The sequence below is a fragment of the Haloarcula amylolytica genome (assembly GCF_049705545.1).
Classification (GTDB): domain Archaea; phylum Halobacteriota; class Halobacteria; order Halobacteriales; family Haloarculaceae; genus Haloarcula; species Haloarcula amylolytica_B.
Genome location: NZ_JBNAMU010000001.1, coordinates 841,331 through 866,527 on the forward strand (window position 1 = coordinate 841,331; position 25,197 = coordinate 866,527).

Sequence of the window (25,197 nt, forward strand, 5' to 3'; positions counted from 1 at the left end):
CAGTCGTTTTCGCGGTCCGTCACATCGACCAGTAACGACTGCCGGCTCATTCTTGTTCGGCCAGTCCCGAATCGTCGATCTCGTCGACGGCGATCAGCATCCGTCCGCCGTCGAGTGCCGTCACCAGCTTCGACTCGGTGAAGGTGGTTTCGTCGGCCCGCAGCCCCTCACTCTGGCCGGTCCACTTCCCGCCGCGTTCGACGACGGGGATGACGTGCGTCCTGATGTGCTGGACCTCGTCGCTCGGGTGGAGTTCCGACCAGTGCTTGCCCACGAGTTCCTCAGACTCGTAGCCGTAGTACGAGGCGTAGGTCTCGTCGACTCGCTCGAAGCGTTCGTCAGTGTCGATGACGCCGACGCCGCTGAGTTCGACTTCGCTGTCCGACTCGAAGCTGCCGTCCGAGTCGACGGCGTGTTCGACCCGGCGGATGAGCGACGTGTACTGGTCCGTCCCGACGGATTTCTTGAGGTAGTCGGTGACGCCGGCCTGGATGATTTCGGCGGCCACGTCGCCAGTCTCCTCTCCGGAGAACAGCAACACCGGCAGCTCCGGATGGGTCTCACGGATGGCTTCGAGGAAGTCGATACCGTTCATCTCCGGCATGCTGTAATCGCTGACGACACAGTCGAAATCCGTCTCCGACGACCGAATCATCGTGAGGGCGGTCTCAGGGTTCGTCTCCGTCGTGACGGTACAGCCGAGGCCACTGTCTTCCCGTTCGAGATATAATTTGACAAGGGCTCCCAACGCCGCGTCGTCGTCGACATGGAGTATCGAGAGCGAGTCTTCTGTCTCCATCCTGTATTGCCAAGGCTGCAGTACGCAAGTATTTGATGCCTGTCTGCATCCATCTGATAACTGTGTGGAACCGCGGTCATCACTCCGGGCCGCGCCACCGTTTTATCGCTGGCGGCGGGGAAGGGCAGGACTGCTATGGAAGCAGGACGAGCGATGGCGCTGCTGCCGGCGGTTAAGTGGTCGCGGCAGGCATACCGCTCGCCGGCGGCGAGCGGTTTCACTTCTCGCGACCGGCGGGAGCGAGAAGGTCGTTTTTAGCGTAGATTTTTACGAGGAGCCCTCCCACAGCGGCGCGAAGCGCCGCGAGGAAGGGCGACGAAGTAAAAAGGTACTATTGGAACCGCACGCCCAGGTCGTGCAGGCCGTCGTTGTGGCGGGCGACGTTGATGAGCAGCGGGGTCAGCCCCTCGATTTCGGCGGCGTTGGCGAGCGGACCGCCGTCCAGCGCACGAATTCCCTCGATGCCTTCGGCGAGTTCACAGACGGTCTCTTTGGCGTCGGTGTCGTCACCGACGACGATGGTGTCCCAGTCGAGGTCGGCGTCGAGGTTGGCGAGACGACCGGCTGCGAGGTTGTGGAACGCGCCGACGACGGGCGTGTCATCGGGGGCGGCGTTGGCGGCCAGTTGCGTGACGCTGCCGGCACCGGGGCGGTTGTAGTGGAAGCCGTCCTCGTCGCGTTGCATCCCGACGGCAGGGGCAACGAGCGTGGTGTCGTCGAGTTCGTCGGCGACGGCGTCGATGGTGTCCGTGAGGTGGTACGCGGGGACGGCGGCGACGACCACGTCGGCGCGGGCGGCGGCGTCCTCGTTACCCAGGCCGGTGATCTCCACGTCGTCGTGGCCGCGGCTGGCCAGTTCCGTCTCGTACTCCTCGGCTTTGTTCGCCGCCTTCTCGGCTTTTCGCGAGCCGATAATGATCGTGTGGTTCGTGTCGTCAGCCCAGCGGAGGGCGAGGCCTTGGCCGATGTCTCCAGTACCGCCAAGCAACGCGATGTCCATATCTACGGCGTAGGCCGACCACTGAATAAACGTTGTGTGACAGGTTCGCTCGCTCAGGTGTACTCCTCCCAGGCCCAGTCGAACCCGCCGGCGAAGGTGATGTACAGCGCGCTCCCGAGGCCCACCAGATAGCTGAGCCACTGGGTCCCAATGCCGAGTGCGGAGGTGTGTCCGAGCGCGAAATCGAATATCGTCGAGAGCGGCACCGTCACGAAAAACAGGACGATGATGAACATCCCGACACGGCCCGGCCGATGGACGGATTCGAGGATATCGTCGTGCGTTCGCATCGTCCAGTATGCCCCTACCAAGCCACAGATCTGGCAAATAAGAGTGTAGGCCTGAATCAGTCCGTCCGACGGCTCGCGGATGATCGCACCTCCGACGAGCCCGGCCCAGATGCTCACCAGAAACGCCCAGCCAAACGTCGGCAGTCGTCGCATAATCGGGGTCTCTGTCCCGGCAGTGAAACCGTTGCCGCTTGCGGTCGGGTTGCGATGCCGGCAACTCAGTGATGTCGGCTACGCCGCGTCGAGCAGCTCGGGGAGGTCGGTGACCGATTCGATGACGGCGCTCGCGCCGTTGTTGGCGAACGTTCGGCGGCCGGCGTCGCCGGTCAGCCCGCCGGTGAGTACGCCGACGCCGTAATAGACGCGGTCGTCGTCGGCTTCGTCGGCGTTGACCGCCGTCGCCATATCGTCGAGGGTATCCCCGGCGAAGGCGACCCGTTCTGCGTCGAACCGCTCGGCGAGCGTCCGCAGAGCGGCGGGGTGGGGCTTGCCCTCCTCCCAGTCGTCCATAGTGAAGCGGTGCCCTGCAGGCAGGTCGAGACCGACACGCTCCAGCGCGATGTCGGCCTCGGCGGCCGGGCGGCCGGTGACGACGCCGACGGCGAAGCGGTCCTGCAGGGCCGACAGCGTCTCGTCGTCGACCAGCAGCGGCTCGTCGTGGATGTACCCCGGCGCGTCAAACGGCGGCTCGCCGCCCTCGATGTCGCGATAGAGATCGGTGCCGAGATACAGCGTCTGGAACACGTCCCGGAGCTGTTCGCGATCCCAAGCGCTGAAGACCCGGTTTTCGGCCGGTTCGTCGAGCAGGTCACGGACCACTGCCTCGGCCGCGTCGAGGCCGCCGCCGCGCTCGGCGATGGCGTCGGTGAACGCTGCCAGGTCGGAAACGGCGGACTCACGGCCGGCAAGAACGAACAGTGCGGCTGCGTAGGTTAGCTCCCAATCGTTGTTGAACCCGCCGGCGTCCTTGAACTGCTGGACCGCCGGTTTCTCGATCGTGTCGCCGTACACCCGGTCGATGGATTCGACGATAGCTCGGCGATAGGAGTCGGCCACGTCCACCAGCACGCCGTCGATGTCGAGGACGACCGCGTCGACTTGCATAGGCGGTCGAACGGGGGCCTTATTCAAGCGCCTTGCTATCTTTCGCCCGGTACAGCGTCTCCCCACTCGGGAGCTGTTCTCGGTCGACAGCGACCGTCGGCTGGTCGCCGCCCAGTGTCGTGAACCAGAACGCCGCCCCGACGGCGTCGGCAACAGCCAGCGTCGGTCGGTGCAGCTCCGGCGGGAGGTTTCGAGCGAATACGATATCTGACTCTGCATACACGGTCTCGTCGGCGTCGAGGACATCGTCGACAACGAACCGCACGCCCTCGGGGACCTCCCGTTCGACGATGTCCGTTGCGGTCACATCCACGCCTCGCTCGGCCAGGGCCCCGGCTATGTCAGGGTGGTTTCCGACGCCGACCTCGACGACGGAATCGACGGACGCGAGTCGGTCGACGAGCGGGTCGGTGGTGTCGGTCACGTCGTACAATTTATGAGATGCGGGCGCATATGCGTTCCCATGCACGTCGACATCGTGCCGGTGGGCGAGGTCTCGGCCCAGGTCAAACGCGAGGCCTCGGACGGACTTCGATCCGTCTACGACTGTGAGGTCTCGATGCACGAGCCACAGTCTATTCCCGCCGGCGCGTACGATGGGGACCGCGACCAGTACCGCGCAGAGGAGTTTATCGACCTCGCCCGCCGGGTCGGCTCCGGCGGTAAAAACATCGCTATCACGCCGAAAGACCTCTTCTACCGCCGTCGGAACTACGTTTTCGGGCTCGCGTATCTCGGTGGCTCCGGCAGTGTCATCTCCACGTACCGGCTCCAGACATCCTCCGACGGCGGGTTCTCGAACCGCTCGGCCGGCGAAATCTTCTCACAGCGGGTTCGCAAGGAGGTCGTCCACGAGGTCGGCCATACGCTCGGGCTGGAGCACTGTGACAACAAGCGCTGCGTGATGAACTTCTCCCCCACTGTTCGACAAGTCGACGTGAAAGAAGTCTCGCTGTGTGGCTCCTGCCAGCGAAACGTCCTGTAGCTTGCGAACGGATACCAAACTGATTCGGTATAGCGCCTACAGTTCCGTGGTACTTGTACACATACGCGATGAGCAAGAGTCAGTCCCCCGAGCGCGTTGCGGAACTGCGCGACATCTTCGTGACGGTCACTGGTGACGAATCGGTCACTGAATCCCAGGCAGACGAGCAAACTGACCGCGAACTCGACCCGGACGAGGAGTTCGACCCCGAGGAAGTCGCCGACGGCCTTGACGATGCGGTTGCGGGGTCAGAGACGAGCGGTGGCAGCGACCCTGCGGCCTGACGCCGCGGACTGTTCTGTGCCTCCCGAGTGCGAGTAGCGGACATCCCATCGAGGAGATGGTCTCACTGGTACTGTCTGAGCAGTTTCGGAGGCCACACGCAACCCCGAGCCGGGTCGCAGAAACAGCCGCTCAAGAACCCAGTTTCGGCTGTAGAACTGTTACCGCAGCCCGACAAATCCTGCATAAACAGTGTCGCCGAGAGTCCCGGACACACATTGATTCTCTGCGGCCAGACGGCCGGAGTCTGGCTGTCGCCGGCCTTGCTCCCGCTCTGAGCCTACGGTGCGTAGTAGTACTCGCCGGCGTTCTTCTGCTCGCGGTCCAGTTGCGAGTCGGGCTTGTTGATGCGAGGGCGGGAGGTCCGTTCGTCCCGTCGGAACGTAATATCGAGGTTCTGGAGGAACTCGTTCATCCCCTCGCGCATGCCCTGTGGCGGCGCGGCGTGGCCGTTCCGGGCCGGTTCACCGTCGAAGACGAGCAGGCGGTCGGCCAGCAGGTCGATCATGTAGATGTCGTGGTCGATGACCATCGCCGTCGCGTCGTGGTTCTCGGCGTAGCGACGGATAGCGGAGGTCGCCATGACGCGCTGTTCCACGTCCAGGTGGGCCGAGGGTTCGTCGAGCAGGTAGAGGTCGGCGTCCTTCGAGAGGCAGGCCGCGATTGCGACCCGCTGGCGCTCCCCGCCGGAGAGGTCGGTGAGCTGCTGTTCCATCACCGACTCCAGTTGGAGCGGCTGGGCGATTTCGGTGTTCCAGTAGGAACTCCCGAAGTCGTCCGTGATCGACGCGAGGAAGGCGTCGACGCGCATCGGCTGGTCGATTTCGATGTACTGGGGCTTGTAGGCGATGTCGAGGCTGGTGTCGATTTCGCCCGCAGTCGGTTCGAGCCGGCCGGCGAGCATCTTCGCGAACGTCGACTTCCCGATACCGTTCGGGCCGACGACGCCCAGCACTTCGCTCTCGCGGATGGTACCGGCCTCGACATCCAGCGAGAACTCGCCGTCGCCGTAGCTCTTCTGGAGCTCGGGGTACTCGATGACCACGTCGCCGCTGGAGGCGCTCCGTGGCGCGTGTTCCTCGAACTCGATTTCCGTCTGGCGGACCCGCATGTTCTCGTTCTCGAGGTAGCCCGAGAGGTACTCGTTGATGCCCTTCTTCGTCGACTTGGGCGGCGTGATGATACCGAACGCGCCGGGGGTCCCGTAGGCGACGTTGATGTTGTCCGCGAGCAGGTCTAGGATGGCGAGGTCGTGCTCGACGACGAGCATCGAGCGGTCCTCCTCCTCGGCGAGTTCCCGGATGAGCCGTGCGGCGGTCATCCGCTGGCCGATGTCGAGATACGGCGTGATCTCGTCGAGGAAGTAGAAGTCCGCGTCCCGGGCCAGCGTGGCGACGAGCGCGACTCGCTGGAGTTCCCCGCCCGAGAGGTCGTCGATGTGGTTGTCGACGACCGGTTCGATGCCCGTCCGCTCGATGAGGTAGTCGAGGTCGCCCCGCTCGTCGGTCTGGTCCAGCAGTTCGATGGCTTTGCCGTCGAACTGGTCCGGAATCCGGTCGACGTACTGGGGCTTGCGGGCGACGCTCACGTCGCCGTCGCGCATCTGTTCGAGGTACTCCTGCAGGGCGGTCCCGCGGTACTCGTCGAGGATCTCGTCCCAGCTCGGTTCCTCGCCGTACCGTCCCAGGTTGGGCTGCATTTCGTCGGCGAGGATGCGGACGGCGGTGGTCTTCCCGATGCCGTTCGGGCCGAGAATCCCCGTCACCTGGCCCTCTGCGGGGCTCGGGAGCCCGTACAGCGCGAAGGCGTTCTCCCCGTAGCGGTGGACCGGCTCGTCGGTCAGCTCCTGGGGCAGATTGATGATCTCGATAGCGTCGAACGGACACTTGTTCACGCAGATACCGCAGGACTCGCCCAGACAGATTTCCTCGGAGATGCGGACCTGATCGGGCTGGCCCTCGAAGGGCTCATCTTCCTCGTACTCGTCTTCCCGCTTGACGATGCACTCTTTCCCGCTGCGGTTGGGCGGGCAGTAGTTCATGCATTCGTAGTTACAGCGGTCGGGCTGACATCGCTCTAGGTCGACGACGGCGATACTGTCTTCGGCCATCGTTACGCTCCCGTCGTGAGGAGAATGCCCCACGAGACGAACCACAGCGAGAAGGTCATGAAGCCGATGTAGAGCACGTCCTTCGCCGAGAGATCGTCCGTGTCGATGCCGATCACCCGCAGAATCGGGAACTGTGCTGCGATAGCGACCGCGAGGATAAGTATCCCTTGCGGGTCTTTTGCCGGTACTTGGGATGTCGCCGTGAGCGCGTTGGAACCGAACGCGGCGGCGATGCCAGCGACGGCCGTCAGCGTCGTGACAGTGAGCCCCCGCATATGGGAACTCATCCCGTCCGCCGTTTCCGTAGCCATACCACACGTTCCACTACCCGCAACCAAAAGGTGCGCGGTTCAGTACTGTGACGCGGCCGCGAATGCTTGTGCCGGTGAGACTGACTCCTCAATCTTTATGCGCCCGGCGCTTGTGATTACGGGTAATGACGGACTCTGATGGGGAGGCCATCGCAGACCTTCCGCCGAGCGCAAAGCTCGTATACAAGGTTCTGGAGTACGACGGCCCGCTGACACAGAAAGGCATCGTCGAAGAGTCGATGCTTTCGGCACGGACCGTTCGCTACGCTCTGGAACGACTTGACGAAGTCGGTGTCATCGAAGAAGACGTTTACTTCGCCGACGCACGGCAGAATCTCTACGAGATTATCGACCAACCGGCGGAAGCGGACGCCGCCGTCTCGGACTGACACGCCTTCTCGATCGGCTGTTTCGCCGCGCGACCACGTAGCCGCTGGCTACAGCGAAGCGACCACGTCGTCCGTCGTCGCAATCTTCGCGAACTCACCGCGCAGTTGCGCCAGCGCAGTCCGGTGAACGAGCGACGGCTCGAAGCGTTCGCCGTCGAGCGTGCGGTCGAACGTCGCCGTCGCGTCGCCTGGGACGACAACCTCAAACCCGCGGTTTTCAGCCATCCGCGTCGTCGTCGACACGCAGTGGTCAGTCGTCAGCCCACAGACGACGAGCGTCTCGTGGCCCCGCTCGCGGAGCCACGCCTGCAGTTCGGTGTCGACGAACGCGCCGTTGACGCGCTTCTCGAACGTCGCTTCTCCCGCTTCGGGCTCCAGTTCGGGAACGAACGCGAACCCCGGTTCGCCGCGCCGGAGCGGCGAATCCGGCTCCGTCGAGTTGTGCCGGACGTGGACGACCGGAAGCCCACGCTCTCGCCACGCGGCGAGCAGGCGCGTCGCGTTCGCCTCGGCGTCGGGGTCGCTCCGTGTCCCCCACATCGGGTCGTCGAACCCCTGCTGGAAGTCCACCAGCACGAGCACCGGTGTCTCGGGCAGTGCGACCATTTCAGTCGGCCGGCTCCGGGGCGGGCGTCCCGATGAGCCACTTCGATTTCGGGTGCTCTCGCGTCACGGTTATCGGACAGTCGTCCGGCGACGCGTCCTCGTCCGACGACAGCATGTACTGGGACCACTCCCGGTCACCTTCGACGCCCCAGTCGCCCAGGTCGGCGTGGGGACAGACGCCGTCGTACTCTTCCAGCCGTCCCTGGATGACATCGCGGGCGTGCTGACCGGCCTCGGTGTCGGCCGTGACGTTCAGGTCCTCGAACAGCGCCCGGGGCTGGAACGTGATCTCCAGCCCGACCGGACAGTAGCGGCTCTTCCGCGTGTCGTAGAACGGCGCGCGGCAGGTCGGAAACATCGGCTCGCCCCCGAAGCAGAACTCCCAGTGCGGGTCGTCTGGATCGGTCGGGATGTCCTCGGGCCACGGCTCCGGGTCGTGGACGTGGAGGAACTGGAGGATATGCCAGAGTCGGTCGTGGTACTCGGCCTCCGTCAGCGGCCGTTCGGGTGGCTGGAAGAACGTCACCAGCGAAGCCCGCTCGCTGTGGTTCTGGTAGGTCTCAAGGTACGTGAGCAGCGTCCGGCCGAGGTCGAACAGCGCGTCCGGGTCGCTCATCGACGGGACAGCTGTGTACAGCGGCTCGCCGTCCCGAACCGACTCCGCGCCGAAGAAACAGGGGAACGGGGACCCGTTTCGTTCACCGGTCAGCCCCTCGTGGAACGTCTGCCAGTGGTCGGCGACCCAGTCGGGCGCGACCCCGCGCTCCACGCGGGCAGCCAGTGTCTCTTGGTCTTGTACGTTCCCGACGACTGCGTCGGTCATAGCTGAAGAGTCGGGCTCCACCGGAATTTAGCTATCGCTTTCGCAGGCTTCGCCCGCTTCTCGGGGCGCTAACCGCGCGACTGCTCTGCTCGCCGAACCCTACGACGGCACGACGGTAATCGTGCTGCCGCGGTCGATAGCTCGCTCTAGTTCCTCGGCGATGCCCGACCCGCGAGAGACCTGAATCTCGCCGCTCCGGGAGACCGTCGCGGTAAAGAGGTACTCACCGTCGGCCTGCAGTTCGACCGTGTCGCCGGCGTGGCCGTCGAGCGGAACGATGACGTGCCGGGACGTGACTTCCGGCTGGACGATCTCGCCCTCCTTGCCGCCCGACTCGGTCTGGGGGCCGCCGGAGGGACCTGACGGCCGTTCCTCGAAGGTCCGCACGTCGATGTCGATGCCGAGGCGGTTCTCCACGTCGGAGATGCGGCCGCCGCCCTTCCCGATGACCTGCGAGATGTCGTCGTCTTCGACCCAGACGACGGCGGTGTTCGGACCGCGGAGTTCGACCTCGACGTGGCCGCGAGCGATGGAGCGGATCTCGCGCTCGACTTCCTGTTTGGCGAGGCGGTCAACGCCGGAGTCCTGCTCGTCCTCGTCGTCGCCCAGCGGCACCGTGACGACCTGGTTGTTGAAGGTGTAGATCTCGAACTCCGGCCGCCCGGTCTCGAAGTCCTTGACCATGATGACCGGTCGCGCGAGGTCTTCCTCCATGAGCCCCTGCGGGACCTTGACTTCGGTCGTCACGTCGTAGACCGTGTCGACTTCCCCGGCTTCGATGTAGACGACGGTGTCGACGATCTGGGGGATGAGCCCCAGTTCGACGCGGCCGATGAGCCGCTGGAGCGCGTCGATGGCGCGGGTCGCGTGGACGACGCCCACCATGCCGACGCCGGCTAGGCGCATGTCCGCGAACACCTCGAAGTCGTCTGTCTTGCGCACCTCGTCGTAGATGGTGTAGTCCGGCCGGACCATCAGCAGCGAGTCGGCGGTCTTCTCCATCGAACCGCCGAGTTCGGTGTACTGCGTGATGTTCGGGCCGACCTGGAGGTCCCGCGGTTTCTCCATCGTCTTGACCGCGTAGTCGGCGTCGACGAGGAACTCCCCGACCGCCTGGGCGAACGTCGATTTCCCGGCCCCGGGTGAGCCGGAGATGAGGACGCCGCGCTGGTGTTCGGTGAAGCGGTCCCGGAGCTGGTCCGCGTACTCGTAGTCGTCCAGTTCGGTCTTGACGATGGGCCGGACGGCCGTGATTTCCAGTGCGTCGGAAAAGGGCGGCCGCGCGATAGCGATCCGGAAGTCCCGGAACTGGGTGATGGTCATGCCGGGCTCGTCGAGTTCGAGGAAGCCGTCCGGCGAGGCGCGCGCGCTCTCCTCGATGTCGGCGGCGTACTCCCGGAGTTCGCTCTCGGTCGCGGGGTCGTCGCGGATCGGCGTGTACTGCATGTCGCCGATAGAGCCCTTCTTCGCGTACGGCTGGACGCCCACCTTGAGGTGGACGCTCATCGTCCCCTCGTCGAAGAAGTTCTCGATCTGGAGCCGGTCGACCGTCCGTTTGATCGGCTCGACGAACTCCACTTCGAGCCCCTTCGCGCGGGCCACCTGAGCCTGCACGTCGTCGCTGGTCACGAGCGTGGCACCGCGGTCTCCGGCAATGTCCCGGATGAGCGCGTCGATCTGCCCCTCGCCGGCCTCGCGCTTCTCGATGGCGTCGGGCCGCCGACCCACGTACTCCACGTCGATGGTACCTTCCTCAGCCAGGTCGACGAGCGTCTGGAGCTCTTCGAGCCCCTCCCAGCCCGTCTCGCGGCCGTCGTTCGCCTGTGCTTCGAGTTCGCCGACGACGGCTTCGGGAACGACGACCGTCGCGCCGGCAAAGCCCATGCCGTCGACGTCCGTGTCGGGGTCGGCATCGGCCTTCACTTGGTCGGACACGCGGCCGTCGATGACCACGCTCGTGTCCGGTACGATTTCCATACGCGAACGTTGGAGACTGCCGTTGATAAGGGTGTGGAGTCCGCACGCTTTCTGTCTCTGTTCACCGACACGGCGAGAACGGGACAGACGCTGGACCGCAACTGTGTTAGACGGCCTTTTGCAACCGCGTTCGGACACTTCGGTCGGCTGCGGCGAGCGCCGCCTGGCCGAACTTCCGAGCGCTACGTTCGCGAACCAGGAGCGTCCGGGTCAGCTCTCGGAGGCCGCGCCGCTCGCCGCTGAGTTCGACTGTTTCGGCGTCCGTCGCAACGAGGTCAACGCGCTGGTTGCCCCGCAGTGCCCGCCGCAGTTCGCTGACTTCCTCGGCTGTGGCCGCTTCGACCGCTATTTCAGAACGCATCACCTCTAAATACGCACTTGGCATGTATTTGGGCACTACCGAACTGTTTAGGGCTGCCCCGCGGTTCCTTGCTCGGCGAGACATACCGCCCCGAACCCGCCGCGGATTTTTTCCTGCCCGCGCTCCCGAGTCACGGTATGGAGACGCTGCCGTCGCTGACTCGCGGCCTCGTTTCGATCCCCAGTCACGACGACGAGGCGGCTGCCGGGGAGTACATCACAGCGTGGCTCCGGGACCACACTGACGCACGAGTTACCTGCGACGACCACGGGAATGTCACCGCCCGCAAGGGTCAGGGCGACACGTCGCTCGCCTTTGTTGGCCACCACGACGTCGTCCCCCCGGACGAGTCGCAGATCGACGCCGACGGCGAGTACGTCGTCGAGGAACGCGACGGCCGTCTCTACGGCCGGGGCGCAGCGGATATGAAGGGGTGTGTCGCCGCGGCGTTGCTGGCCTTCCGGGACGCCGACCCCGCTGGCGAACTGATTTTCGCTTCGTTCGTCGGCGAGGAACAGGGCGGCATCGGGTGCCAGGCCGCCATTGAGGACGGCTTCGCGCCCGACTACGCCGTCGTCGGTGAGGGGTCGACTGGCTACTCCGCACCAGGAACGACGGACGTGGCCGTCGCCCACAAAGGTCGGCGGGGATCGACTATCGTCGCCGAGGGCGCGGCGGCCCACGCCAGCGAACCTGAAGCCGGCGCGAACGCCATCTACCGCGCGACCGATGCCGTCGACGTGGTCCGGGACCTCGACTTCCCCGAGACGACCGTCCTGGGCCACGAAATGAGCGGGAGTGTCGCCGTCACGGAAATCGACGGCGGCTCGGCCTGGAACGTCATTCCCGAGCGATGCGAGGTCACCGTCGACGAGCGGACGGTCCCGGGCGAGCGTGCGCCGCTGGACCGGGTCGAAGCTATCGCCGGCGTCTCCTGGCGCGTTGATCAGGACCTCCCGCCGATGGCCTGTGGCGACGCCGACTTCGCGGACGCAGTGCTAGACGCTGCCACCACCGCTCAGGACGGTGCGCCCGAACACGTCGTCAAACCGCACGCGACCGACGCCGGCTGGCTCGCCCAGGCCGGGACGGACTGCGTCATTGTCGGCGCGGCCGAACCCGGCGAAGCCCACACCGCAGACGAGAGCGTTTCGCTAGACGTACTGGAGCGGTGTCGAGATATCTACGAGCACGTTGCCGAGTCGTGGCCATCCCGCTGAGCTGTCGCCGGCCCCGAACTGTGCCGCGTCGCTAGACTGCTCCCTCGAGTTTCGGCTGGCAACCAGCCCGCCAATCCTGAATAGAGAAATGTTTTGATAGGCGAGATAGAAGACTATGAATGGTCATGGATAGTCAATGACCTGGTATATTAACAACGGGTTCACGAAATAATTGTATATTCATCTATTTTTATACTCGGCTGACACTTCCCGGGACGTGGAGCGATGAAACGAAGACGACTCATGAAAGCGGCGGGCGCATTAGGAGTCCTGGGTGCCGGAACTGGTTCACAGTTCCTCGGCGAAAACATCGATCTCGCGGCAGCACAGGAAGACGAAACAGAGAACGGGCAAGCGGACGACTCTACTGACTCGTACGAAGTCGATACGGTCGTCGAATCGACGCCCGAGAACGTGGTCTGGGGCGCGATCGACCCGACAAAAGAGCCCGTAGAACGAGTCGAATCCGACTCGGTCGTCCAGATCGAGACGATATCACACGAGGGAATCCTGGAGGACCAACCGGGGCCGGAGGAGTTCTTCACGAACGCGGGGATTCCGGAATCGGAAATCCTGGAAGACCAGGTCAGAGTCTACGACGAGGTCCCACACGACGGGGCCGGGCCCCACGTCGTCACCGGGCCGGTGTACATCGAGGATGCCGAACCCGGCGACGTGTTGGAGGTCGAAGTGCTGGATATCGACTTCCGCGTTCCATACGGCGCGAACACGATGCGACAGCGGAAGGGCGGCCTCCCCTCTGAGTTCACGTGGAACGACAGCGAAGTCATCGAGTTCGACCTCGACCGGGGCGTGGCCGAACTCAGTGACACGACCGAGATACCGCTGGAACCGTTCCAGGGCATCATGGCCGTCGGTCCGACGGCAACGACAGGGCGGGTGAACTCGGTCCCGCCGGGGCCGTTCGGCGGCAACATCGATATCCAGGGCACCGGCGTCGGGACAACGCTCTACTTCCCCGTCTTCGCCCCTGGAGCGCTGTTTTTCACCGGCGACGGGCACGCGCTCCAGGGCAACGGCGAGGTCGACCTCACCGCTCTAGAGACGTCGCTGACGCCGACGTTCCGATTCACGCTGCACAAGGACGCCCAGCAGATGGACTGGCCCGTTGCCGAGACCGACGAGGACGTCTACGTCATGGGCATCAACGACGACCTCGACAACGCGATGGAACAGGCGCTCCGGGAGGCGATCTCGCTGCTCGTCCACCAGAAGGACATGACGCCGACGGAAGCCTACCGACTACTGAGCCTCGCTGGGGATTTCAACGTCTCACAGATCGTCGACATCAACAAGGGCATTCACGGCAAAATCCCGAAGAGTATCTTCACCGACGGCTTCGAAATCGACCCACAGACCCTAGGTGAAAGCTTCTGAAAAAGCTATACGCGGTCGACTACGGCCCACACCCTCGCGGTGAGGCGGTGCGACCGACGCACCACTTACCGCCGACACCGCTTCTTTAGGGTCGCCGGCCTAACCCCGCTGTATGGCAACAGCGAGCGAGGACAGCGAGTCCACGTACGAGCAGTTCCTGGATCACGTCCGCCGCCTCCACTACGTCGAGGACGCCGGTGGCGTCCTCAACTGGGATCAGCAGGTGATGATGCCCGACGCCGGGACGCCGGCGCGGGCCAAACAGACCTCCGCCATCTCGACGCTCCATCACGACCTGCTGACCGACGACGACCTGGCCGACTGGCTGGACGAACTCGACGATGCCGACCTTGACCCCGAGCAAGAGGCCGTCGTTCGGGAGGTCCGGCGGGACCACGAGCGAGCCACCAGGGTCCCCGCAGACCTTGTCGAACGCCTCTCCGAAGCGTCCTCGAACGCCCTGCCCGTCTGGAAGGAAGCCAAGGCCGAGGACGACTTCGACGCCTTCGCCGAGACGCTGGAGGAACTGGTGGAACTCCGCCGGGAGTACGCCGCTGCCATCGATCCCGACCGCGACCCCTACGAGGTGCTGTTCGAGGAGTACGAGCCGTACCTCGGCATCGACACCGCCGAGGAAGTGCTGACGGACCTCCGGGACGCGCTCGTCCCGCTCATCGACGACATTGCCGACAGCGACGTGACGCTTGCCGACCCGTTCGAGGGAACCTACGACGACGACACCCAGCACGACCTCGTCGAGACGGCGCTTGACACGCTGGGCTACGACTGGGACCGCGGCCGCCTCGACACCGCGCCCCATCCGTTCTCGATGGGGACGCAGTTCGACGCCCGCGTCACTACCCGCTTCACCCCCGAGGACCCGCTGGACGCGCTGGGCTCGACTATCCACGAGTTCGGCCACGCCACGTACACGCTCGGTCTGCCACAGGAGGCCTACGGCACGCCGCTCGGCGACAACCGCGACCTCTCGGTCCACGAGTCCCAGTCCCGATTCTGGGAGAACCACGTCGGCCGGTCGCGCCCGTTCTGGGACTTCTTCGCCGAGACGGCCAACGACCACCTCGGGACCGACGCCACCGCTCAGCAGTTCTACGAAGCGTCCAACGAGGTGTACGACGACAACCTCATCCGGGTCGAAGCGGACGAGCTCACGTATCACATGCACATCATCGTCCGCTTCGAGATCGAGCGTGACCTCATCCGCGGGGACCTCGACGTGGCGGACGTACCGGCGGTCTGGAACGACAAGATGGAGGAGTATCTCGGTATCCGCCCCGACACTGACGCGGAGGGCTGTCTGCAGGACATCCACTGGACGAACGGAGCCTTCGGCTACTTCCCGACGTACACGCTCGGGTCGGTGCTGGCCGCGCAACTGGACCACCACGCCCGCCGGGACATCGACGGCTTCGACGACCACGTCCGCGCCGGCGAGTTCGGCCCCATCCACGACTGGCTCACCGAGCACGTCCACCGCCACGGCGCCCGCTACCGAACCGACGACCTCGTCCGGGAGGCGACTGGCGAGTCCTTCACCGCCGACCACTTCCTCGACTACGTCGACGAGAAGTACCGCGCGTTGTACGACTGCTGACACGCGGGGCCGTAGTGCCCCCCAGCTATCGCCTTTGATACTGTTGGGTATTCCGTTTTTATGTCGCCGTCCCGATCTGACTACCATATGGCCGAGAGACCTGTAGAGAATGTCCAAGACCAAACAGGAACGGGCATCGACGACGATATCGACGCGGACATCGGGGACGACATCGCGGAGAACATCGACACGGAGGCCGGCTACAGCCACGACGCGGCGAGCGAGATTCAGACGATGCTGGCCGAACTGGAGGACTCGTCGGTCGGCATCGCCGAGGAGACCGACGACATCCGCGAGCAGGCCGCCGAGCAGTACGAGGGGCTGACAGACATCGCGAACGAGGTGTCGAACCTCTCGGCGTCGGTCGAACAGATCGCCTCGTCGTCCGAAGAGGTTTCCGCGGCCTCGCGCGAAGCGAAGGAACTCGCCGAACGCGGGCAGGGGAACGCTGACGACGTCCACGAGGCGATGGAGAACATCCAGCAGGCGGCCGACAGCGTCGCCGAGGACGTCAAGACGATACAGCAGAGCGTGCAGGAGATCGACGAGATCGTCGACGTCATCAACGACATCGCCGACCAGACCAACATGCTGGCGCTGAACGCGTCCATCGAGGCCGCCCGCGCCGGTGAGGCCGGGGAGGGGTTCGCCGTCGTCGCCGACGAGGTCAAGAGCCTCGCCGAGGAGTCACAGGAGCAGGCGACGACCATCGAGCAGATGATCGATGGCATCCAGGACGACACCGAGAACGCCGTCGAGAGTCTCGAAGAGAGCAACGACGAGATCGACGAGGGTATCGACACCGTCGAGGAGTCGACCGAAATCCTCGGAGAGATCGACGACACCGTCCGCGAGGTCAACAACGGTATCGAGGAGGTCGCCACGGCCACGGACCAGCAGGCCGCCTCGACCGAGGAAGTGGCCAGTATGATCGATCAGTCCACGGACGCAGCCAAGGAGATCGCCGACAGCACGGCCGACATCGCTGCTGAATCCAGCGAACAGACGGCCCTTCTCAGCGACATCAACCGGGCGATAGATGATCTCGTCGCGGACCTCCAGCGCAACAACTGAGCGGCTAACTGTTCCGGCGGTTCGCATCAGTTCTGCGTCCCGACGGTGCCCCACGACGAACCCGTCGTTTATTTCTCCGGGTGGCGTACGTCCACTATGCGACCGGATCTGGACCCAGAACAGCTTGACCGGTACTCCCGGCACATCATCATGAACGACGTAGGGCCGGAGGGCCAGGCCGCACTACTCGACACTGATGTCCTTGTCGTCGGGGCCGGCGGCCTCGGCGCACCAGTGCTCCAGTACCTCGCGGCTGCAGGCATCGGCCGGCTCGGTATCGTCGACGACGACACCGTCGAGCGGTCGAACCTCCAGCGGCAGGTCATCCACGGCGACGACGACGTTGGCCGGCCAAAGGTCGACAGCGCCGCCGAGTTCGTCACTGGCCTCAACCCTGACGTGACCGTCGACCGCCACGAACTGCGGCTGGCACGGGAGAACGCGACCGATCTGGTGGCCGACTACGACATCGTCGTCGATGCCTCCGACAACTTCGCCACGCGGTTCCTCGTCAACGATGCCTGCACGCTCTCGGGCACGCCTTTTTCCCACGGGGCGATCTTCCAGTTCGAGGGACAGGTGACGACGTTCTCGGGCGACAGCCCGTGTTACCGCTGTCTGTTCCCCGAAGCACCCCCGGAGGGGACCGTCCCCGACTGCGCGACCGCGGGCGTTCTCGGTGTCCTGCCGGGCACTATCGGATGCATGCAAGCGACCGAGGTCGTCAAGCTCGCGATGGATTACGGCGAGACGCTGGAGGGGCGGCTCATCGCCTACGACGCCGCCGAGATGTCCTTCGAGGAGATTCCCGTCGCCGCCAAGCCCGACTGTCCGGTGTGTGGCGACGACCCGGCCATCGCGAGCGTTGCCGACGCCAGCTACGAAGGGCGCTGTTCGCTCGCCGAGGACTGACCGGTTCGCTCTGTACTGGCCGCCAATTTTCACGGCTGATACTGTGGAACCGAGCTTTATGCGCCATTAGTCGAGAGTAACGGTATCGCCTCGCATGACCCGCCCTGACCACGCCCCCCATCCCCTCTCGGTTCGCCTCCAGAAGCCCAGCTACGTCGAACTGGTGTTCTCACTGGTGCTCGTCTGGGGGTTCGGTGACGCGCTGTCGACGCTGTTCGCCGCGCAGTTTGCCGGGCCGGGGCTGGAAGCAAACCCCTGGATACGGACGCTCCTTATCCACGAACCGCTGCTCGTGATCGCCCTGAAGATGGCCGTCGTCCTCTACGTCGGTGTCGTCCTGCTGGAGTGTCGCGACGTGGTCGAGCGGGTCCCGCTGTGGCGGGCCTGGCTCCTGTCCATCGTCGCCCTTGGTGCGGTGGTCGTGCTCGGGAACACGTACGTCGGTCTGGCCGCGGCCGCCCTCTAGGCCCGGACGGTCCCGAGTTCGACCACGGCGTCCCGCGGCGGCGTCTCGAACAGGTCCGGATGAACGAGCGCCGCCAGGAACTCAAGCGTGTCCACGAGCCGCGGCCCCGAGCGGTTGACGTAGTGGTGGCCGTCCATCACGTGCGCTCGGCCCTCACGGACCGCGGTCAGGTCGTCGAAGCCGGGCCGACCGGTCAGATCGGCGAGGTTCTCGCGGGTCTGTGCCACGTCGAAGCCACAGGGTGCGGCCACCAGCACCTCGGGGTCGTACTCGCGGACGTCCGACCACTCGCGCGGTCGGGAGTGCGCACCGGACTCCTCCATCCCGTAGGTGCCGCCGGCCATCTCCACCATCTCCGGGACCCAGTGCCCGGCGACCATCACCGGATCCAGCCAGTCCAGCACCGCCACGCGGGGCGTCGTCTCGGCCCGGGCCGCCGTCGTTTCCACCGCCGCGACGCGGTCCCGGAGGGCCGCGACGAGTTCGGCGGCGCGGTCGTCGCGCCCGACCGCCGCGCCGACCCGGTGGACGGACTCGAACAGGTCGTCGAGGCTGTGGACGTCGAGCGTCAGCACCTCGGCGTCCAGTCCCAGATCTTCGACAGCCTCAGTGACTACCACGTGGTCGACGGCACACACGTCACAGACACCCTGGGTGACAATGAGGTCAGGGTCCAGTTCCGCGAGCGTCTCGCGGTCGATGGCGTAGACGCCGTCCCCCTCCTCGGCCGCGGCGACCTGCTCGTTGATCTCGCCGCTCGACGCCGTCGGGTCGACGCGAGACCGATTGACCGACGGTTTCTCGCGGGCCGCCGGCGGGTAGTCGCACTCGTGTGAGACGCCGACCGGCTCGACGCCGAGCGCGTAGACGATCTCCGTCGCCGAGGGCAGGAGCGTGACGACTCGCATACCCAGACGTTGGACCGCGCGGACAAAAACCTGCGTCCGCCACGCCGCCCGCACGCTTCGTTACGCTTACCGTCTGTCGCCGACGAGACGCGGGCATGGAAGTCAAGTCGCGACACCACCTCCGTTCGGACGAGGTCGACACCATCACGACAGCGCTGTCGGAGAACCTCGGTGTCGAACTCGACGCGGACAGCTTCGAGAAGGTCGAGTTCGACGACAGCGACTGGGATGTGGTCCTCGTCGACGGCGATCCGCTCGTCCTTTACTTGAATGGCGAACCGTTCCTGACCGTTCAGGGAGCCAATCAGTACCCGCCCGAGAAACACATCGTCACCGTCGACGCCGGGGCCGTCTCGTTCGTCTCGGACGGCGCTGACATCATGCGGCCGGGCATCACCGAGGCCGACGACGACATCAGCGAGGGCGACCTGGTCGTCATTAACGAGGAGTCCCACGGGAAGTTCCTCGCTGTCGGCCGCGCACAGACTGACGGCGACGATATGGTCGGCAACAGCGGGAAAGTCGTCAAGTCGCTCCACCACGTCGGCGACGACCTGTTCGAGTTCTCGGTGTAGCGCAGTTCTGTACTCGCTCCAGTCACACCAGCGGTCGGAGCCCGAACCGGTCGAATCCACGGTCTAAAGCGACTCTGAGGACCGCTTCGACCACACCAGCGCCCACGGCCACCCCGAGCAGCAGTGGCCAGACGGTGAGATACGACGACAGCGGGTGGAGATGTGTCCCGTACAGCCACTGAGACACTGTGTTGCCGAGCAGCCAGAGCGTCACGAGGACTGGCGTGACAAGCGAGAGGCGGCTACAGAGATACAGCGGGACGGCACCTGTGAGGACCATCCCAACGGCGGCGTAGCCGGCCCCGAACGCGAGTGTCGTCGGGTCCTCCGACGAGAAATGGACGCCGCTTGTAAACAGCCACGACAGCACGCCGATAGCATAGAGGACGCCACCGACGGCTGCGACGGTGCGGGGAGTCGTCCTAATGGAGGGCGGGCGCATCGCTGTCGGTGTTCGTTCCGTCACCTGAATAACGTTTTGTGCAGCCACGCCGTTCTCGGTCGCCACCACGGCCGATCAGGGTGTGCTGTGGCGATACGTTCGATGGACGAAAAGTTGAAACGGGTAGCGCACGCCGTGAGTGACATGGGACTGATGAGCAAGATCCTCGGAGAGTCTGGATCCTCTCGGAACACCGAGGATTACGTCGAACTGAACGCGAACGAATTCGAGATGACCGGGACGGAACTCGAACGCCAGGTCCGGATCGCCCGTATCAGCGACAAGCAGGACGTCATCGACATCAAAGACGCCGTCTACGACGGTGACGTGGTCGTCGCGGACATCACGCGCCACTCCACGCAGGACCGTACCATGGAACACATCAGCGACGAACTCAAGCAGGTCGCCAACGAGGTCGGCGGCGACATCGTCCAGAAGGACGACGACCAGCTCATCATCACGCCGGCCGGCGTCGGCATCGCCCGAGAACGCCTCGGTCGATAGGATTGTGACAGCACGGTCTATGGGACCTCGCCAGTCGGTCGATCTTGTCAGCTTGTATCAGGCTAACTGCCGGTTTTCGGGGGCTTCAATGCGTTTTTCGGTGTCGCCGCGCTAAGGGCGGCAATGACTGAACCGGCGATACGCGCCAGTGGGTTAGGGAAGCGCTACGGCGACGTCCAAGCGCTTGACGACCTGGAACTGACGGTCGAACAGGGCGAGTTCTTCGGATTGCTCGGGCCAAACGGAGCCGGCAAGACGACGTTTATCAACACGCTGGTCGGCCTCGTCCACAAGGACCAGGGGACCGCCGAGGTGTTCGGCTTCGACGTGGAGGACGACTATCGGGAGGCCCGCGACCGTATCGGCGTCGCGCCACAGGAGTTCAATGTCGACCGCTTTTTCCCCATCATCGAGGTGCTCGAACACAAGGCCGGCTACCACGGCATCGGACGCGCGGAGGCCCGAGAGCGCGCCGAAGACGCGCTGAAGACGGTCGGTATCTGGGACAAGCGGGACACGCGCTTCGACTGGCTCTCGGGCGGGATGAAACGCCGGTTCGTCCTCGCGCGTGCACTTGTCTCCGATCCGGACCTGCTCATCCTCGATGAGCCGACGGCGGGTGTCGATGTCCAACTTCGACACGACCTCTGGGACATCATCAACCGGATGAACGACGCCGGGACGACGATCCTCCTGACGACCCACTACATCGAGGAGGCCGAACGGCTCTGTGACCGGGTCGCAATCATGGACGACGGGCGGAAAGTCGAAGTGGCGACCCCCGACGACCTGATGGCCCGCGGCACGGACACTATCGTCCTCGACCTTGCCGAGCTGCCGCGGACGGCTCCGCGACTTGACGTGGAGGGAATCACTGACGTCGAACTGACCGACGAGGGGCTGGCCGTCACTGCGATGGGCGGGAGCCAGACCGCGCCGGCGATCATGCGCGAACTCGAAGCGCAGGGCCACACCGTCACATCGCTCGATATCCGCCGCGCGTCACTCGAAGAGGTGTTCGTCGACATGACCCGCGACGACCGCGAGTACGCGGAGGTGTCCGCATGAACCAGAACACGACGCAGTTCCTGACGCTGGTTCGGCGGGAAATCCTCCGGTTCGTCCGCCGCCCGTACAACACCTTCCTCCCGCCGATCATCACGAACGCGCTGTATTTCTCCGTGTTCGGCGTGATTCTGGGGAGCCGGATCGGGGAGATTGCGGGCGTGAGCTACCTCCAGTTCGTCCTGCCCGGACTTGTCGTGCTCGGGGCCATCTCGGACAGTTTCGAGAACGCCTCCTTCACCATCTTCCACGGGCGCTGGAACGACTACATCCAGGCTGTTCTCACTTCTCCGATGTCGAACCGGAGCATGGTGGCCGCCTATGTCTCGGCCAGCGCACTCCGGGGGGTAGTCACGTCACTGCTGATCGTCGGCGTGGGCCTGATATTCACCTCGGTTCCCGTCGCCAACCCCGTGTATCTCGTCTCGTTCCTGCTGGTGATTACCACGCTGTTCGGCGGGCTCGGCGTCATCGGCGGCCTCTGGGCGAGCGACTTCGACTACCTCACGGTGATGAACCAGTTCATCCTCCGGCCGCTGGTGTTCTTCGGCGCGGTGTTCTACTCGCTCGAAGTCCTGCCGGCGTTCTGGCGGAACGTCTCGCTGCTCAATCCGATGGTGTACATGGTCAACGGCGTGCGCTACGGGATGATCGGTGTCACCGAAATCGATCCGAACACGTCGCTGGCCGTCCTGACCGGAACGACCGCGGTCGTGCTGTCAATCGACTACGTGCTGTTCAAGCGCGGCTACGGGCTCGCCGAGTAGCGCCGTTCTGACTCTCGAGCCTTTTCAGTCAACAGCTAGATCGTGTCGCCAATATCGCGCCGATAAAACGGGAATGCCGGCTCGGTAACTGACCTGGCCGCGCTTGAATGCCGGATTGGGTCCGCTCCGGCGGGCGGACAAACTATGACAGGCTGCCCCGGAATCCGATTCCGTGGCAACACGAGGGGTGTCTCGTGCCCCGGATACTTGTGAGCGCCTCCGGGTGAGGCGTATGTGAATGTATGCCACAAGCGTATTTAGATGTGACGCCCGTCTGACGCTGAGTGATACTGGCGGTGCTCAGTGTCGGTCTCGAAGGATTTCCGAATGGCTACGCGGGCCGTGCTGAACACGATAGCGCAGTATCAGCCTGCCGGCATTCACGGACTGCGCGCGCCCGACGGCTGTCGTCAGACGTTGTCCGGGGCGTCGGCGTCGTCCTCGACCGAGCGCTTCAGCGAGTCACGTCGTGCCTTCGCGTCGCGGTCGGTCGCCTCCTCCAGGAAGTCGTTCTTGATGGCGACGGCGTCCTCGGCCGCGTCGACGTTGCCCTCGGCGATGACATCTTCTGCCGGTCGCTCGTCGATGTGGAGCGCGATTTTGTCCTTCTTCGAGCCGTACTCGACGCGGCCCGCGACGACCCGGTCGAACACGGGGTTGTCGGGGTCGTCGACGACCAGCAGGTCGTTGCCTTCGTACTCTTCTGTATCCGTTACTTCGCCGAAGTACTCCTCGACGAACGCTTCCATATCAGGGACGCGGTCTTCGAGATGCTCGCCCCGTCGCATCTTGTACTCTCGCATGGGCGAGTTTTTGCGAGGGGCTGTCTTACCCTTTGCGTTCACTCCTCGCCCCGGGTGATAAGTGACCCCTTGTGACACTCCGGACAGAAGTCCCCGGCGCGCAGGGACGTCGATTCCACCTCGGTAGTGAATCCACACTCCGGACAGGCGAACTCGCCCTCCGGAACCGTCACGGCGCTGTCGCTGGTCGACTCAACACTCGAATCGTCGTCGGTGTCGACTGGCATCGTCTCCGGCGACCAGTCGTCCCCGTCGTCTCCTGGTTCATCGGGCCACTCGCCGGGCTGGCGGTCGTCTCTGGCCGACTTCGACTCCTCTTCCTCGCCGAGAATGAGCCCGTCGTCCTTCTCCGGATCGGTCTCGTCTTCGGTCACTGGCTCCTCGCCTTCGGCGTCCGGGACGTCGACTGTCGTCGTCGGCTCGTCCAGCTCCACGTCGCCGCTTTCCTCCTCGCCATCGTCACTGTCGTCGATGATCTCGGCGTCGTCAGCCGACGGATCGACCGGTTCTCCGTCGTCGACACTGTCGTCGCCGATTCCTGCGTCATCCGGTGTTTCGACCGGATCGTCGACGCTGTCCCAGCCATCCGAGCGCTCGGTTCCCTCATCTGTGGGTTCGGACGCACTGTCGGTCGGTTCGTCTTCCGGCGGTGACTCGGTCTCTGCCGTTTCGGATTCGGACTCGTCTTCGACGAGATCGCTGGCGATGTCCGACGGCGTCTCGATGGCCGTTACCTCCTTGTTCTCCGAGACGATCCGCGTATTTCCACACCGCTCACAGGTCTCCCGTTCCTGGATGGTGATGACGACTTCGCTACCCTGCTCTTCGCGCTCGCGCTCGACGGTGGTCTCACCGTACTTGTGCCCGAGGACGGAACATTTGAGACCCATTGCCAGAACTTCCCACCGTGGCGTACTTAAACCCTGCCCGTTGGCTCGACCGTTCGTGACAGACTGTTACCTGTTTCGCGACGCTGCTATATTAATTTCAGTCTGAATTGTGAAATTTTATAACTGGTACCGATGCTACGCTACGCCAATGCAGCGGACGACGACACTCGTGGTGTCGGTCCTCGCCCTCTCGGCGCTTCTCGGGGGAACAGCGGTGGCGACCGGGAACCAGCCACCGCTTGCCGACGCCGGTCTGGACCAGTCCGTCGAGCGAGGGGCGACGGTCCAGTTGGACGCCAACGGCTCGCGCGACCCCGACGGCACAATCGAGGGGGTCGAGTGGTCTATCGAGACCCCGGACGGCACGACCCGCACGCCCGACTGCCCGATCTGCGTCCAGACGACGTTCTCGCCGGCCGAAACCGGCCAGTACAACGTCACTGTCATCGTTACCGATGACGACGGCGCGTCGCGATCGGACACGCTCCATGTCGACGTGGTGGCTGCCGGTGGGCCGTCAGTCTCCGTGTCGGCCCCGCCTGCGCTTCCCACCGGCTCCCGGCGGAATCTGACTGCCAATGCGACCGCCGGCGATGCCGACCTCCGAACGCTCGCCTGGGTCGTCAACGGCACCGCGCGGAACCAGACGCAACTCGCCGGGGAAAACGGCACCTCGACGATTACGCACACGTTCACTCACTCCGGCTCCGTATCCGTCCGCGCGGTCGCCTACGACGCCGCCGGACGGCGTGGTGTTTCTAATCAGACGGTTCGGGTCGTTGATTCGTCCAACAACGGTGGTGGCGGTGGCAGCAGGGACGGTTGCCCGGGTGGCAGCGGGAACTACTACGTCGACGGGCAGAACCAGGGTTGCACGAGCGCTGCCATGACCGTTGAGGATACCGTCATCGACACCGACGGCCGGGACGGTCTGTGGGTGTACATGGACGGTGATCTCACGCAGATCATCGAAGAAGCGAATATGAACAGGTACTCTGAGGATGGTTACGGAGGCACGTTCAGTAAGGAGACTGTCGATGAACGAAAAGAAGATATAAAGCAACAGGAAGAGAATCAGGACGATTTCATTGATGTTGATGATGGCGGCAGTTCCAATGACGACGGTTCCAGCGATGAGAGCGGTAGTACTCGTCCAGCATCCAGCGTACCAAATAACCTGATCAACCCAGATAGCGGAGACGGTGGCGACGATGACGACGGTGGATATGACTGGTCATACCATGACGATGACGGCAGTAGTAGCGACGATGATGATAGCAACGGTAACGATGATGGTAGTAGTAGCAGTGATAACGATGATCAGGGGGGTTTCCTTGACGGCATAATCGGTGGCGGCGACGACGATGATGACGACAGTGGTGGTGATGACGACGGTGACAGCGGGAGTTGGTTCGGAGGCGGTAGCGACGATGACAATAATGACGGTGACGATGACAGTGGCGGCGATGGTGGCGGAGGGTGGAGTTTTTGGTAACAGCTTTCAGATCTGGCTTCGGAATT

General features: G+C 64.3%; 29 protein-coding genes. 14 read left to right on the forward strand and 15 right to left on the reverse strand.

Features of this window, described 5'->3' with window-relative positions:
• Positions 1-46: 46 nt before the first annotated feature.
• From ACOZ4H_RS04520 to ACOZ4H_RS04540, 5 genes are all read right to left on the reverse strand, one after another.
• On the reverse strand, positions 47-799 hold the full coding sequence (locus ACOZ4H_RS04520; protein WP_424328173.1) for a response regulator: 753 nt from the start codon (positions 797-799) through the stop codon (positions 47-49).
• A 331-nt stretch (positions 800-1,130) separates the two neighbouring features.
• Entirely contained in the window at positions 1,131-1,799 is a 669-nt protein-coding gene (gene npdG, locus ACOZ4H_RS04525) for an NADPH-dependent F420 reductase (protein WP_424328174.1), read from the reverse strand.
• A gap of 53 nt (positions 1,800-1,852) precedes the next feature.
• Positions 1,853-2,242 (reverse strand): hypothetical protein, encoded by a 390-nt coding sequence (locus ACOZ4H_RS04530; RefSeq protein ID WP_424328175.1) that lies wholly within the window; start codon positions 2,240-2,242, stop codon positions 1,853-1,855.
• Between the two features lie 78 nt (positions 2,243-2,320).
• A complete protein-coding gene (locus ACOZ4H_RS04535) occupies positions 2,321-3,193 on the reverse strand; it encodes a TIGR01548 family HAD-type hydrolase (protein ID WP_424328176.1) in 873 nt (290 codons plus the stop codon).
• A 19-nt stretch (positions 3,194-3,212) separates the two neighbouring features.
• Positions 3,213-3,626: a UPF0146 family protein gene (locus ACOZ4H_RS04540; protein WP_424328177.1), complete on the reverse strand. Its 414-nt coding sequence runs from the start codon at positions 3,624-3,626 to the stop codon at positions 3,213-3,215.
• Between the two features lie 30 nt (positions 3,627-3,656).
• Here ACOZ4H_RS04540 and ACOZ4H_RS04545 point away from each other — a divergent pair, with 30 nt between their 5' ends.
• Together ACOZ4H_RS04545 and ACOZ4H_RS04550 are read left to right on the forward strand one after the other, a co-directional pair.
• Positions 3,657-4,178 (forward strand): archaemetzincin family Zn-dependent metalloprotease, encoded by a 522-nt coding sequence (locus ACOZ4H_RS04545; protein WP_004514915.1) that lies wholly within the window; start codon positions 3,657-3,659, stop codon positions 4,176-4,178.
• Positions 4,179-4,246: 68 nt separating this feature from the next.
• Positions 4,247-4,462 (forward strand): hypothetical protein, encoded by a 216-nt coding sequence (locus ACOZ4H_RS04550; protein WP_424328178.1) that lies wholly within the window; start codon positions 4,247-4,249, stop codon positions 4,460-4,462.
• A 278-nt stretch (positions 4,463-4,740) separates the two neighbouring features.
• Here the strand turns inward: ACOZ4H_RS04550 and ACOZ4H_RS04555 are convergent, their stop codons facing one another.
• Entirely contained in the window at positions 4,741-6,570 is a 1,830-nt protein-coding gene (locus ACOZ4H_RS04555) for a ribosome biogenesis/translation initiation ATPase RLI (RefSeq protein WP_424328179.1), read from the reverse strand.
• Positions 6,571-6,572: 2 nt separating this feature from the next.
• Positions 6,573-6,881 (reverse strand): hypothetical protein, encoded by a 309-nt coding sequence (locus tag ACOZ4H_RS04560; protein WP_424328180.1) that lies wholly within the window; start codon positions 6,879-6,881, stop codon positions 6,573-6,575.
• A 125-nt stretch (positions 6,882-7,006) separates the two neighbouring features.
• Between ACOZ4H_RS04560 and ACOZ4H_RS04565 the strand changes: the two genes are divergently transcribed.
• Positions 7,007-7,270 carry a winged helix-turn-helix domain-containing protein gene (locus tag ACOZ4H_RS04565; protein WP_004514919.1) on the forward strand — a complete coding sequence of 88 codons (264 nt, stop codon included), beginning with the start codon at positions 7,007-7,009 and terminating at the stop codon, positions 7,268-7,270.
• 48 nt (positions 7,271-7,318) lie between these two features.
• Here the strand turns inward: ACOZ4H_RS04565 and ACOZ4H_RS04570 are convergent, their stop codons facing one another.
• The 4 genes from ACOZ4H_RS04570 to ACOZ4H_RS04585 form a co-directional block, all read right to left on the reverse strand.
• On the reverse strand, positions 7,319-7,876 hold the full coding sequence (locus ACOZ4H_RS04570; RefSeq protein WP_424328181.1) for a cysteine hydrolase family protein: 558 nt from the start codon (positions 7,874-7,876) through the stop codon (positions 7,319-7,321).
• A gap of 1 nt (position 7,877) precedes the next feature.
• The gene (locus ACOZ4H_RS04575; protein ID WP_424328182.1) at positions 7,878-8,699 is read right to left on the reverse strand and encodes a YqcI/YcgG family protein; all 822 of its coding nucleotides are present in this window, start codon (positions 8,697-8,699) and stop codon (positions 7,878-7,880) included.
• Between the two features lie 99 nt (positions 8,700-8,798).
• Complete coding sequence (locus ACOZ4H_RS04580; protein ID WP_424328183.1) at positions 8,799-10,676, reverse strand: PINc/VapC family ATPase; 1,878 nt, start codon at positions 10,674-10,676, stop codon at positions 8,799-8,801.
• 106 nt (positions 10,677-10,782) lie between these two features.
• A complete protein-coding gene (locus ACOZ4H_RS04585) occupies positions 10,783-11,037 on the reverse strand; it encodes a hypothetical protein (protein WP_424328184.1) in 255 nt (84 codons plus the stop codon).
• 137 nt (positions 11,038-11,174) lie between these two features.
• Between ACOZ4H_RS04585 and ACOZ4H_RS04590 the strand changes: the two genes are divergently transcribed.
• From ACOZ4H_RS04590 to ACOZ4H_RS04615, 6 genes are all read left to right on the forward strand, one after another.
• Positions 11,175-12,257, forward strand: a complete 1,083-nt coding sequence (locus tag ACOZ4H_RS04590) for a M20 family metallopeptidase (RefSeq protein ID WP_424328185.1) — start codon at positions 11,175-11,177, stop codon at positions 12,255-12,257.
• Between the two features lie 225 nt (positions 12,258-12,482).
• Positions 12,483-13,655, forward strand: a complete 1,173-nt coding sequence (locus ACOZ4H_RS04595; RefSeq protein ID WP_424328186.1) for an acetamidase/formamidase family protein — start codon at positions 12,483-12,485, stop codon at positions 13,653-13,655.
• A 112-nt stretch (positions 13,656-13,767) separates the two neighbouring features.
• On the forward strand, positions 13,768-15,270 hold the full coding sequence (locus tag ACOZ4H_RS04600; RefSeq protein ID WP_424328187.1) for a carboxypeptidase M32: 1,503 nt from the start codon (positions 13,768-13,770) through the stop codon (positions 15,268-15,270).
• Positions 15,271-15,357: 87 nt separating this feature from the next.
• A complete protein-coding gene (locus ACOZ4H_RS04605) occupies positions 15,358-16,344 on the forward strand; it encodes a methyl-accepting chemotaxis protein (protein ID WP_424328188.1) in 987 nt (328 codons plus the stop codon).
• Positions 16,345-16,440: 96 nt separating this feature from the next.
• Positions 16,441-17,256: an SAMP-activating enzyme E1 gene (gene ubaA / locus ACOZ4H_RS04610; protein ID WP_424328189.1), complete on the forward strand. Its 816-nt coding sequence runs from the start codon at positions 16,441-16,443 to the stop codon at positions 17,254-17,256.
• 94 nt (positions 17,257-17,350) lie between these two features.
• Positions 17,351-17,722: a DUF5658 family protein gene (locus tag ACOZ4H_RS04615; protein WP_424328190.1), complete on the forward strand. Its 372-nt coding sequence runs from the start codon at positions 17,351-17,353 to the stop codon at positions 17,720-17,722.
• On the opposite strand, the gene ACOZ4H_RS04620 is transcribed toward ACOZ4H_RS04615, so the two are convergent.
• On the reverse strand, positions 17,719-18,630 hold the full coding sequence (locus tag ACOZ4H_RS04620) for a cobalamin-binding protein (RefSeq protein ID WP_424328191.1): 912 nt from the start codon (positions 18,628-18,630) through the stop codon (positions 17,719-17,721). The genes ACOZ4H_RS04615 and ACOZ4H_RS04620 overlap by 4 nt on opposite strands.
• 95 nt (positions 18,631-18,725) lie before the next feature.
• Between ACOZ4H_RS04620 and ACOZ4H_RS04625 the strand changes: the two genes are divergently transcribed.
• On the forward strand, positions 18,726-19,205 hold the full coding sequence (locus tag ACOZ4H_RS04625) for an RNA-binding protein (RefSeq protein WP_424328192.1): 480 nt from the start codon (positions 18,726-18,728) through the stop codon (positions 19,203-19,205).
• Between the two features lie 22 nt (positions 19,206-19,227).
• On the opposite strand, the gene ACOZ4H_RS04630 is transcribed toward ACOZ4H_RS04625, so the two are convergent.
• Positions 19,228-19,647 carry a hypothetical protein gene (locus ACOZ4H_RS04630; protein ID WP_424328193.1) on the reverse strand — a complete coding sequence of 140 codons (420 nt, stop codon included), beginning with the start codon at positions 19,645-19,647 and terminating at the stop codon, positions 19,228-19,230.
• Between the two features lie 144 nt (positions 19,648-19,791).
• On the opposite strand from ACOZ4H_RS04630, the gene ACOZ4H_RS04635 reads away from it, so the two are divergent.
• The 3 genes from ACOZ4H_RS04635 to ACOZ4H_RS04645 all read left to right on the forward strand — a co-directional run bounded on the left by ACOZ4H_RS04635 (position 19,792) and on the right by ACOZ4H_RS04645 (position 21,983).
• A complete protein-coding gene (locus ACOZ4H_RS04635; protein WP_049939172.1) occupies positions 19,792-20,151 on the forward strand; it encodes a cell division protein SepF in 360 nt (119 codons plus the stop codon).
• 123 nt (positions 20,152-20,274) lie between these two features.
• Positions 20,275-21,219 (forward strand): ATP-binding cassette domain-containing protein, encoded by a 945-nt coding sequence (locus tag ACOZ4H_RS04640; protein WP_424328194.1) that lies wholly within the window; start codon positions 20,275-20,277, stop codon positions 21,217-21,219.
• The gene (locus ACOZ4H_RS04645) at positions 21,216-21,983 is read left to right on the forward strand and encodes an ABC transporter permease (protein WP_424328195.1); all 768 of its coding nucleotides are present in this window, start codon (positions 21,216-21,218) and stop codon (positions 21,981-21,983) included. Before ACOZ4H_RS04640 ends, ACOZ4H_RS04645 begins: the two co-directional genes overlap by 4 nt.
• A gap of 410 nt (positions 21,984-22,393) precedes the next feature.
• Here the strand turns inward: ACOZ4H_RS04645 and ACOZ4H_RS04650 are convergent, their stop codons facing one another.
• Positions 22,394-22,786, reverse strand: coding sequence for a DUF5611 family protein (locus tag ACOZ4H_RS04650; protein WP_008308010.1), 393 nt, complete (start codon positions 22,784-22,786; stop codon positions 22,394-22,396).
• A 38-nt stretch (positions 22,787-22,824) separates the two neighbouring features.
• A complete protein-coding gene (locus ACOZ4H_RS04655) occupies positions 22,825-23,676 on the reverse strand; it encodes a DUF7093 family protein (protein ID WP_424328196.1) in 852 nt (283 codons plus the stop codon).
• Positions 23,677-23,824: 148 nt separating this feature from the next.
• Here ACOZ4H_RS04655 and ACOZ4H_RS04660 point away from each other — a divergent pair, with 148 nt between their 5' ends.
• Positions 23,825-25,171, forward strand: a complete 1,347-nt coding sequence (locus tag ACOZ4H_RS04660) for a PKD domain-containing protein (protein ID WP_424328197.1) — start codon at positions 23,825-23,827, stop codon at positions 25,169-25,171.
• The last annotated feature ends 26 nt before the right edge of the window (positions 25,172-25,197 follow it).

Excerpts from the sequence above, each read along its gene's own strand:
- ACOZ4H_RS04520 (WP_424328173.1), bottom strand. The coding sequence starts at position 799 with ATGGAGACAGAAGACTCGCTCTCGATACTCCATGTCGACGACGACGCG.
- npdG (WP_424328174.1), bottom strand. The coding sequence starts at position 1,799 with ATGGACATCGCGTTGCTTGGCGGTACTGGAGACATCGGCCAAGGCCTC.
- ACOZ4H_RS04530 (WP_424328175.1), bottom strand. The coding sequence starts at position 2,242 with ATGCGACGACTGCCGACGTTTGGCTGGGCGTTTCTGGTGAGCATCTGG.
- ACOZ4H_RS04535 (WP_424328176.1), bottom strand. The coding sequence starts at position 3,193 with ATGCAAGTCGACGCGGTCGTCCTCGACATCGACGGCGTGCTGGTGGAC.
- ACOZ4H_RS04545 (WP_004514915.1), top strand. The coding sequence starts at position 3,657 with ATGCACGTCGACATCGTGCCGGTGGGCGAGGTCTCGGCCCAGGTCAAA.
- ACOZ4H_RS04550 (WP_424328178.1), top strand. The coding sequence starts at position 4,247 with ATGAGCAAGAGTCAGTCCCCCGAGCGCGTTGCGGAACTGCGCGACATC.
- ACOZ4H_RS04555 (WP_424328179.1), bottom strand. The coding sequence starts at position 6,570 with ATGGCCGAAGACAGTATCGCCGTCGTCGACCTAGAGCGATGTCAGCCC.
- ACOZ4H_RS04560 (WP_424328180.1), bottom strand. The coding sequence starts at position 6,881 with ATGGCTACGGAAACGGCGGACGGGATGAGTTCCCATATGCGGGGGCTC.
- ACOZ4H_RS04565 (WP_004514919.1), top strand. The coding sequence starts at position 7,007 with ATGACGGACTCTGATGGGGAGGCCATCGCAGACCTTCCGCCGAGCGCA.
- ACOZ4H_RS04570 (WP_424328181.1), bottom strand. The coding sequence starts at position 7,876 with ATGGTCGCACTGCCCGAGACACCGGTGCTCGTGCTGGTGGACTTCCAG.
- ACOZ4H_RS04575 (WP_424328182.1), bottom strand. The coding sequence starts at position 8,699 with ATGACCGACGCAGTCGTCGGGAACGTACAAGACCAAGAGACACTGGCT.
- ACOZ4H_RS04580 (WP_424328183.1), bottom strand. The coding sequence starts at position 10,676 with ATGGAAATCGTACCGGACACGAGCGTGGTCATCGACGGCCGCGTGTCC.
- ACOZ4H_RS04585 (WP_424328184.1), bottom strand. The coding sequence starts at position 11,037 with ATGCGTTCTGAAATAGCGGTCGAAGCGGCCACAGCCGAGGAAGTCAGC.
- ACOZ4H_RS04590 (WP_424328185.1), top strand. The coding sequence starts at position 11,175 with ATGGAGACGCTGCCGTCGCTGACTCGCGGCCTCGTTTCGATCCCCAGT.
- ACOZ4H_RS04595 (WP_424328186.1), top strand. The coding sequence starts at position 12,483 with ATGAAACGAAGACGACTCATGAAAGCGGCGGGCGCATTAGGAGTCCTG.
- ACOZ4H_RS04600 (WP_424328187.1), top strand. The coding sequence starts at position 13,768 with ATGGCAACAGCGAGCGAGGACAGCGAGTCCACGTACGAGCAGTTCCTG.
- ACOZ4H_RS04605 (WP_424328188.1), top strand. The coding sequence starts at position 15,358 with ATGGCCGAGAGACCTGTAGAGAATGTCCAAGACCAAACAGGAACGGGC.
- ubaA (WP_424328189.1), top strand. The coding sequence starts at position 16,441 with ATGCGACCGGATCTGGACCCAGAACAGCTTGACCGGTACTCCCGGCAC.
- ACOZ4H_RS04615 (WP_424328190.1), top strand. The coding sequence starts at position 17,351 with ATGACCCGCCCTGACCACGCCCCCCATCCCCTCTCGGTTCGCCTCCAG.
- ACOZ4H_RS04620 (WP_424328191.1), bottom strand. The coding sequence starts at position 18,630 with ATGCGAGTCGTCACGCTCCTGCCCTCGGCGACGGAGATCGTCTACGCG.
- ACOZ4H_RS04625 (WP_424328192.1), top strand. The coding sequence starts at position 18,726 with ATGGAAGTCAAGTCGCGACACCACCTCCGTTCGGACGAGGTCGACACC.
- ACOZ4H_RS04630 (WP_424328193.1), bottom strand. The coding sequence starts at position 19,647 with ATGCGCCCGCCCTCCATTAGGACGACTCCCCGCACCGTCGCAGCCGTC.
- ACOZ4H_RS04635 (WP_049939172.1), top strand. The coding sequence starts at position 19,792 with ATGGGACTGATGAGCAAGATCCTCGGAGAGTCTGGATCCTCTCGGAAC.
- ACOZ4H_RS04640 (WP_424328194.1), top strand. The coding sequence starts at position 20,275 with ATGACTGAACCGGCGATACGCGCCAGTGGGTTAGGGAAGCGCTACGGC.
- ACOZ4H_RS04645 (WP_424328195.1), top strand. The coding sequence starts at position 21,216 with ATGAACCAGAACACGACGCAGTTCCTGACGCTGGTTCGGCGGGAAATC.
- ACOZ4H_RS04650 (WP_008308010.1), bottom strand. The coding sequence starts at position 22,786 with ATGCGAGAGTACAAGATGCGACGGGGCGAGCATCTCGAAGACCGCGTC.
- ACOZ4H_RS04655 (WP_424328196.1), bottom strand. The coding sequence starts at position 23,676 with ATGGGTCTCAAATGTTCCGTCCTCGGGCACAAGTACGGTGAGACCACC.
- ACOZ4H_RS04660 (WP_424328197.1), top strand. The coding sequence starts at position 23,825 with ATGCAGCGGACGACGACACTCGTGGTGTCGGTCCTCGCCCTCTCGGCG.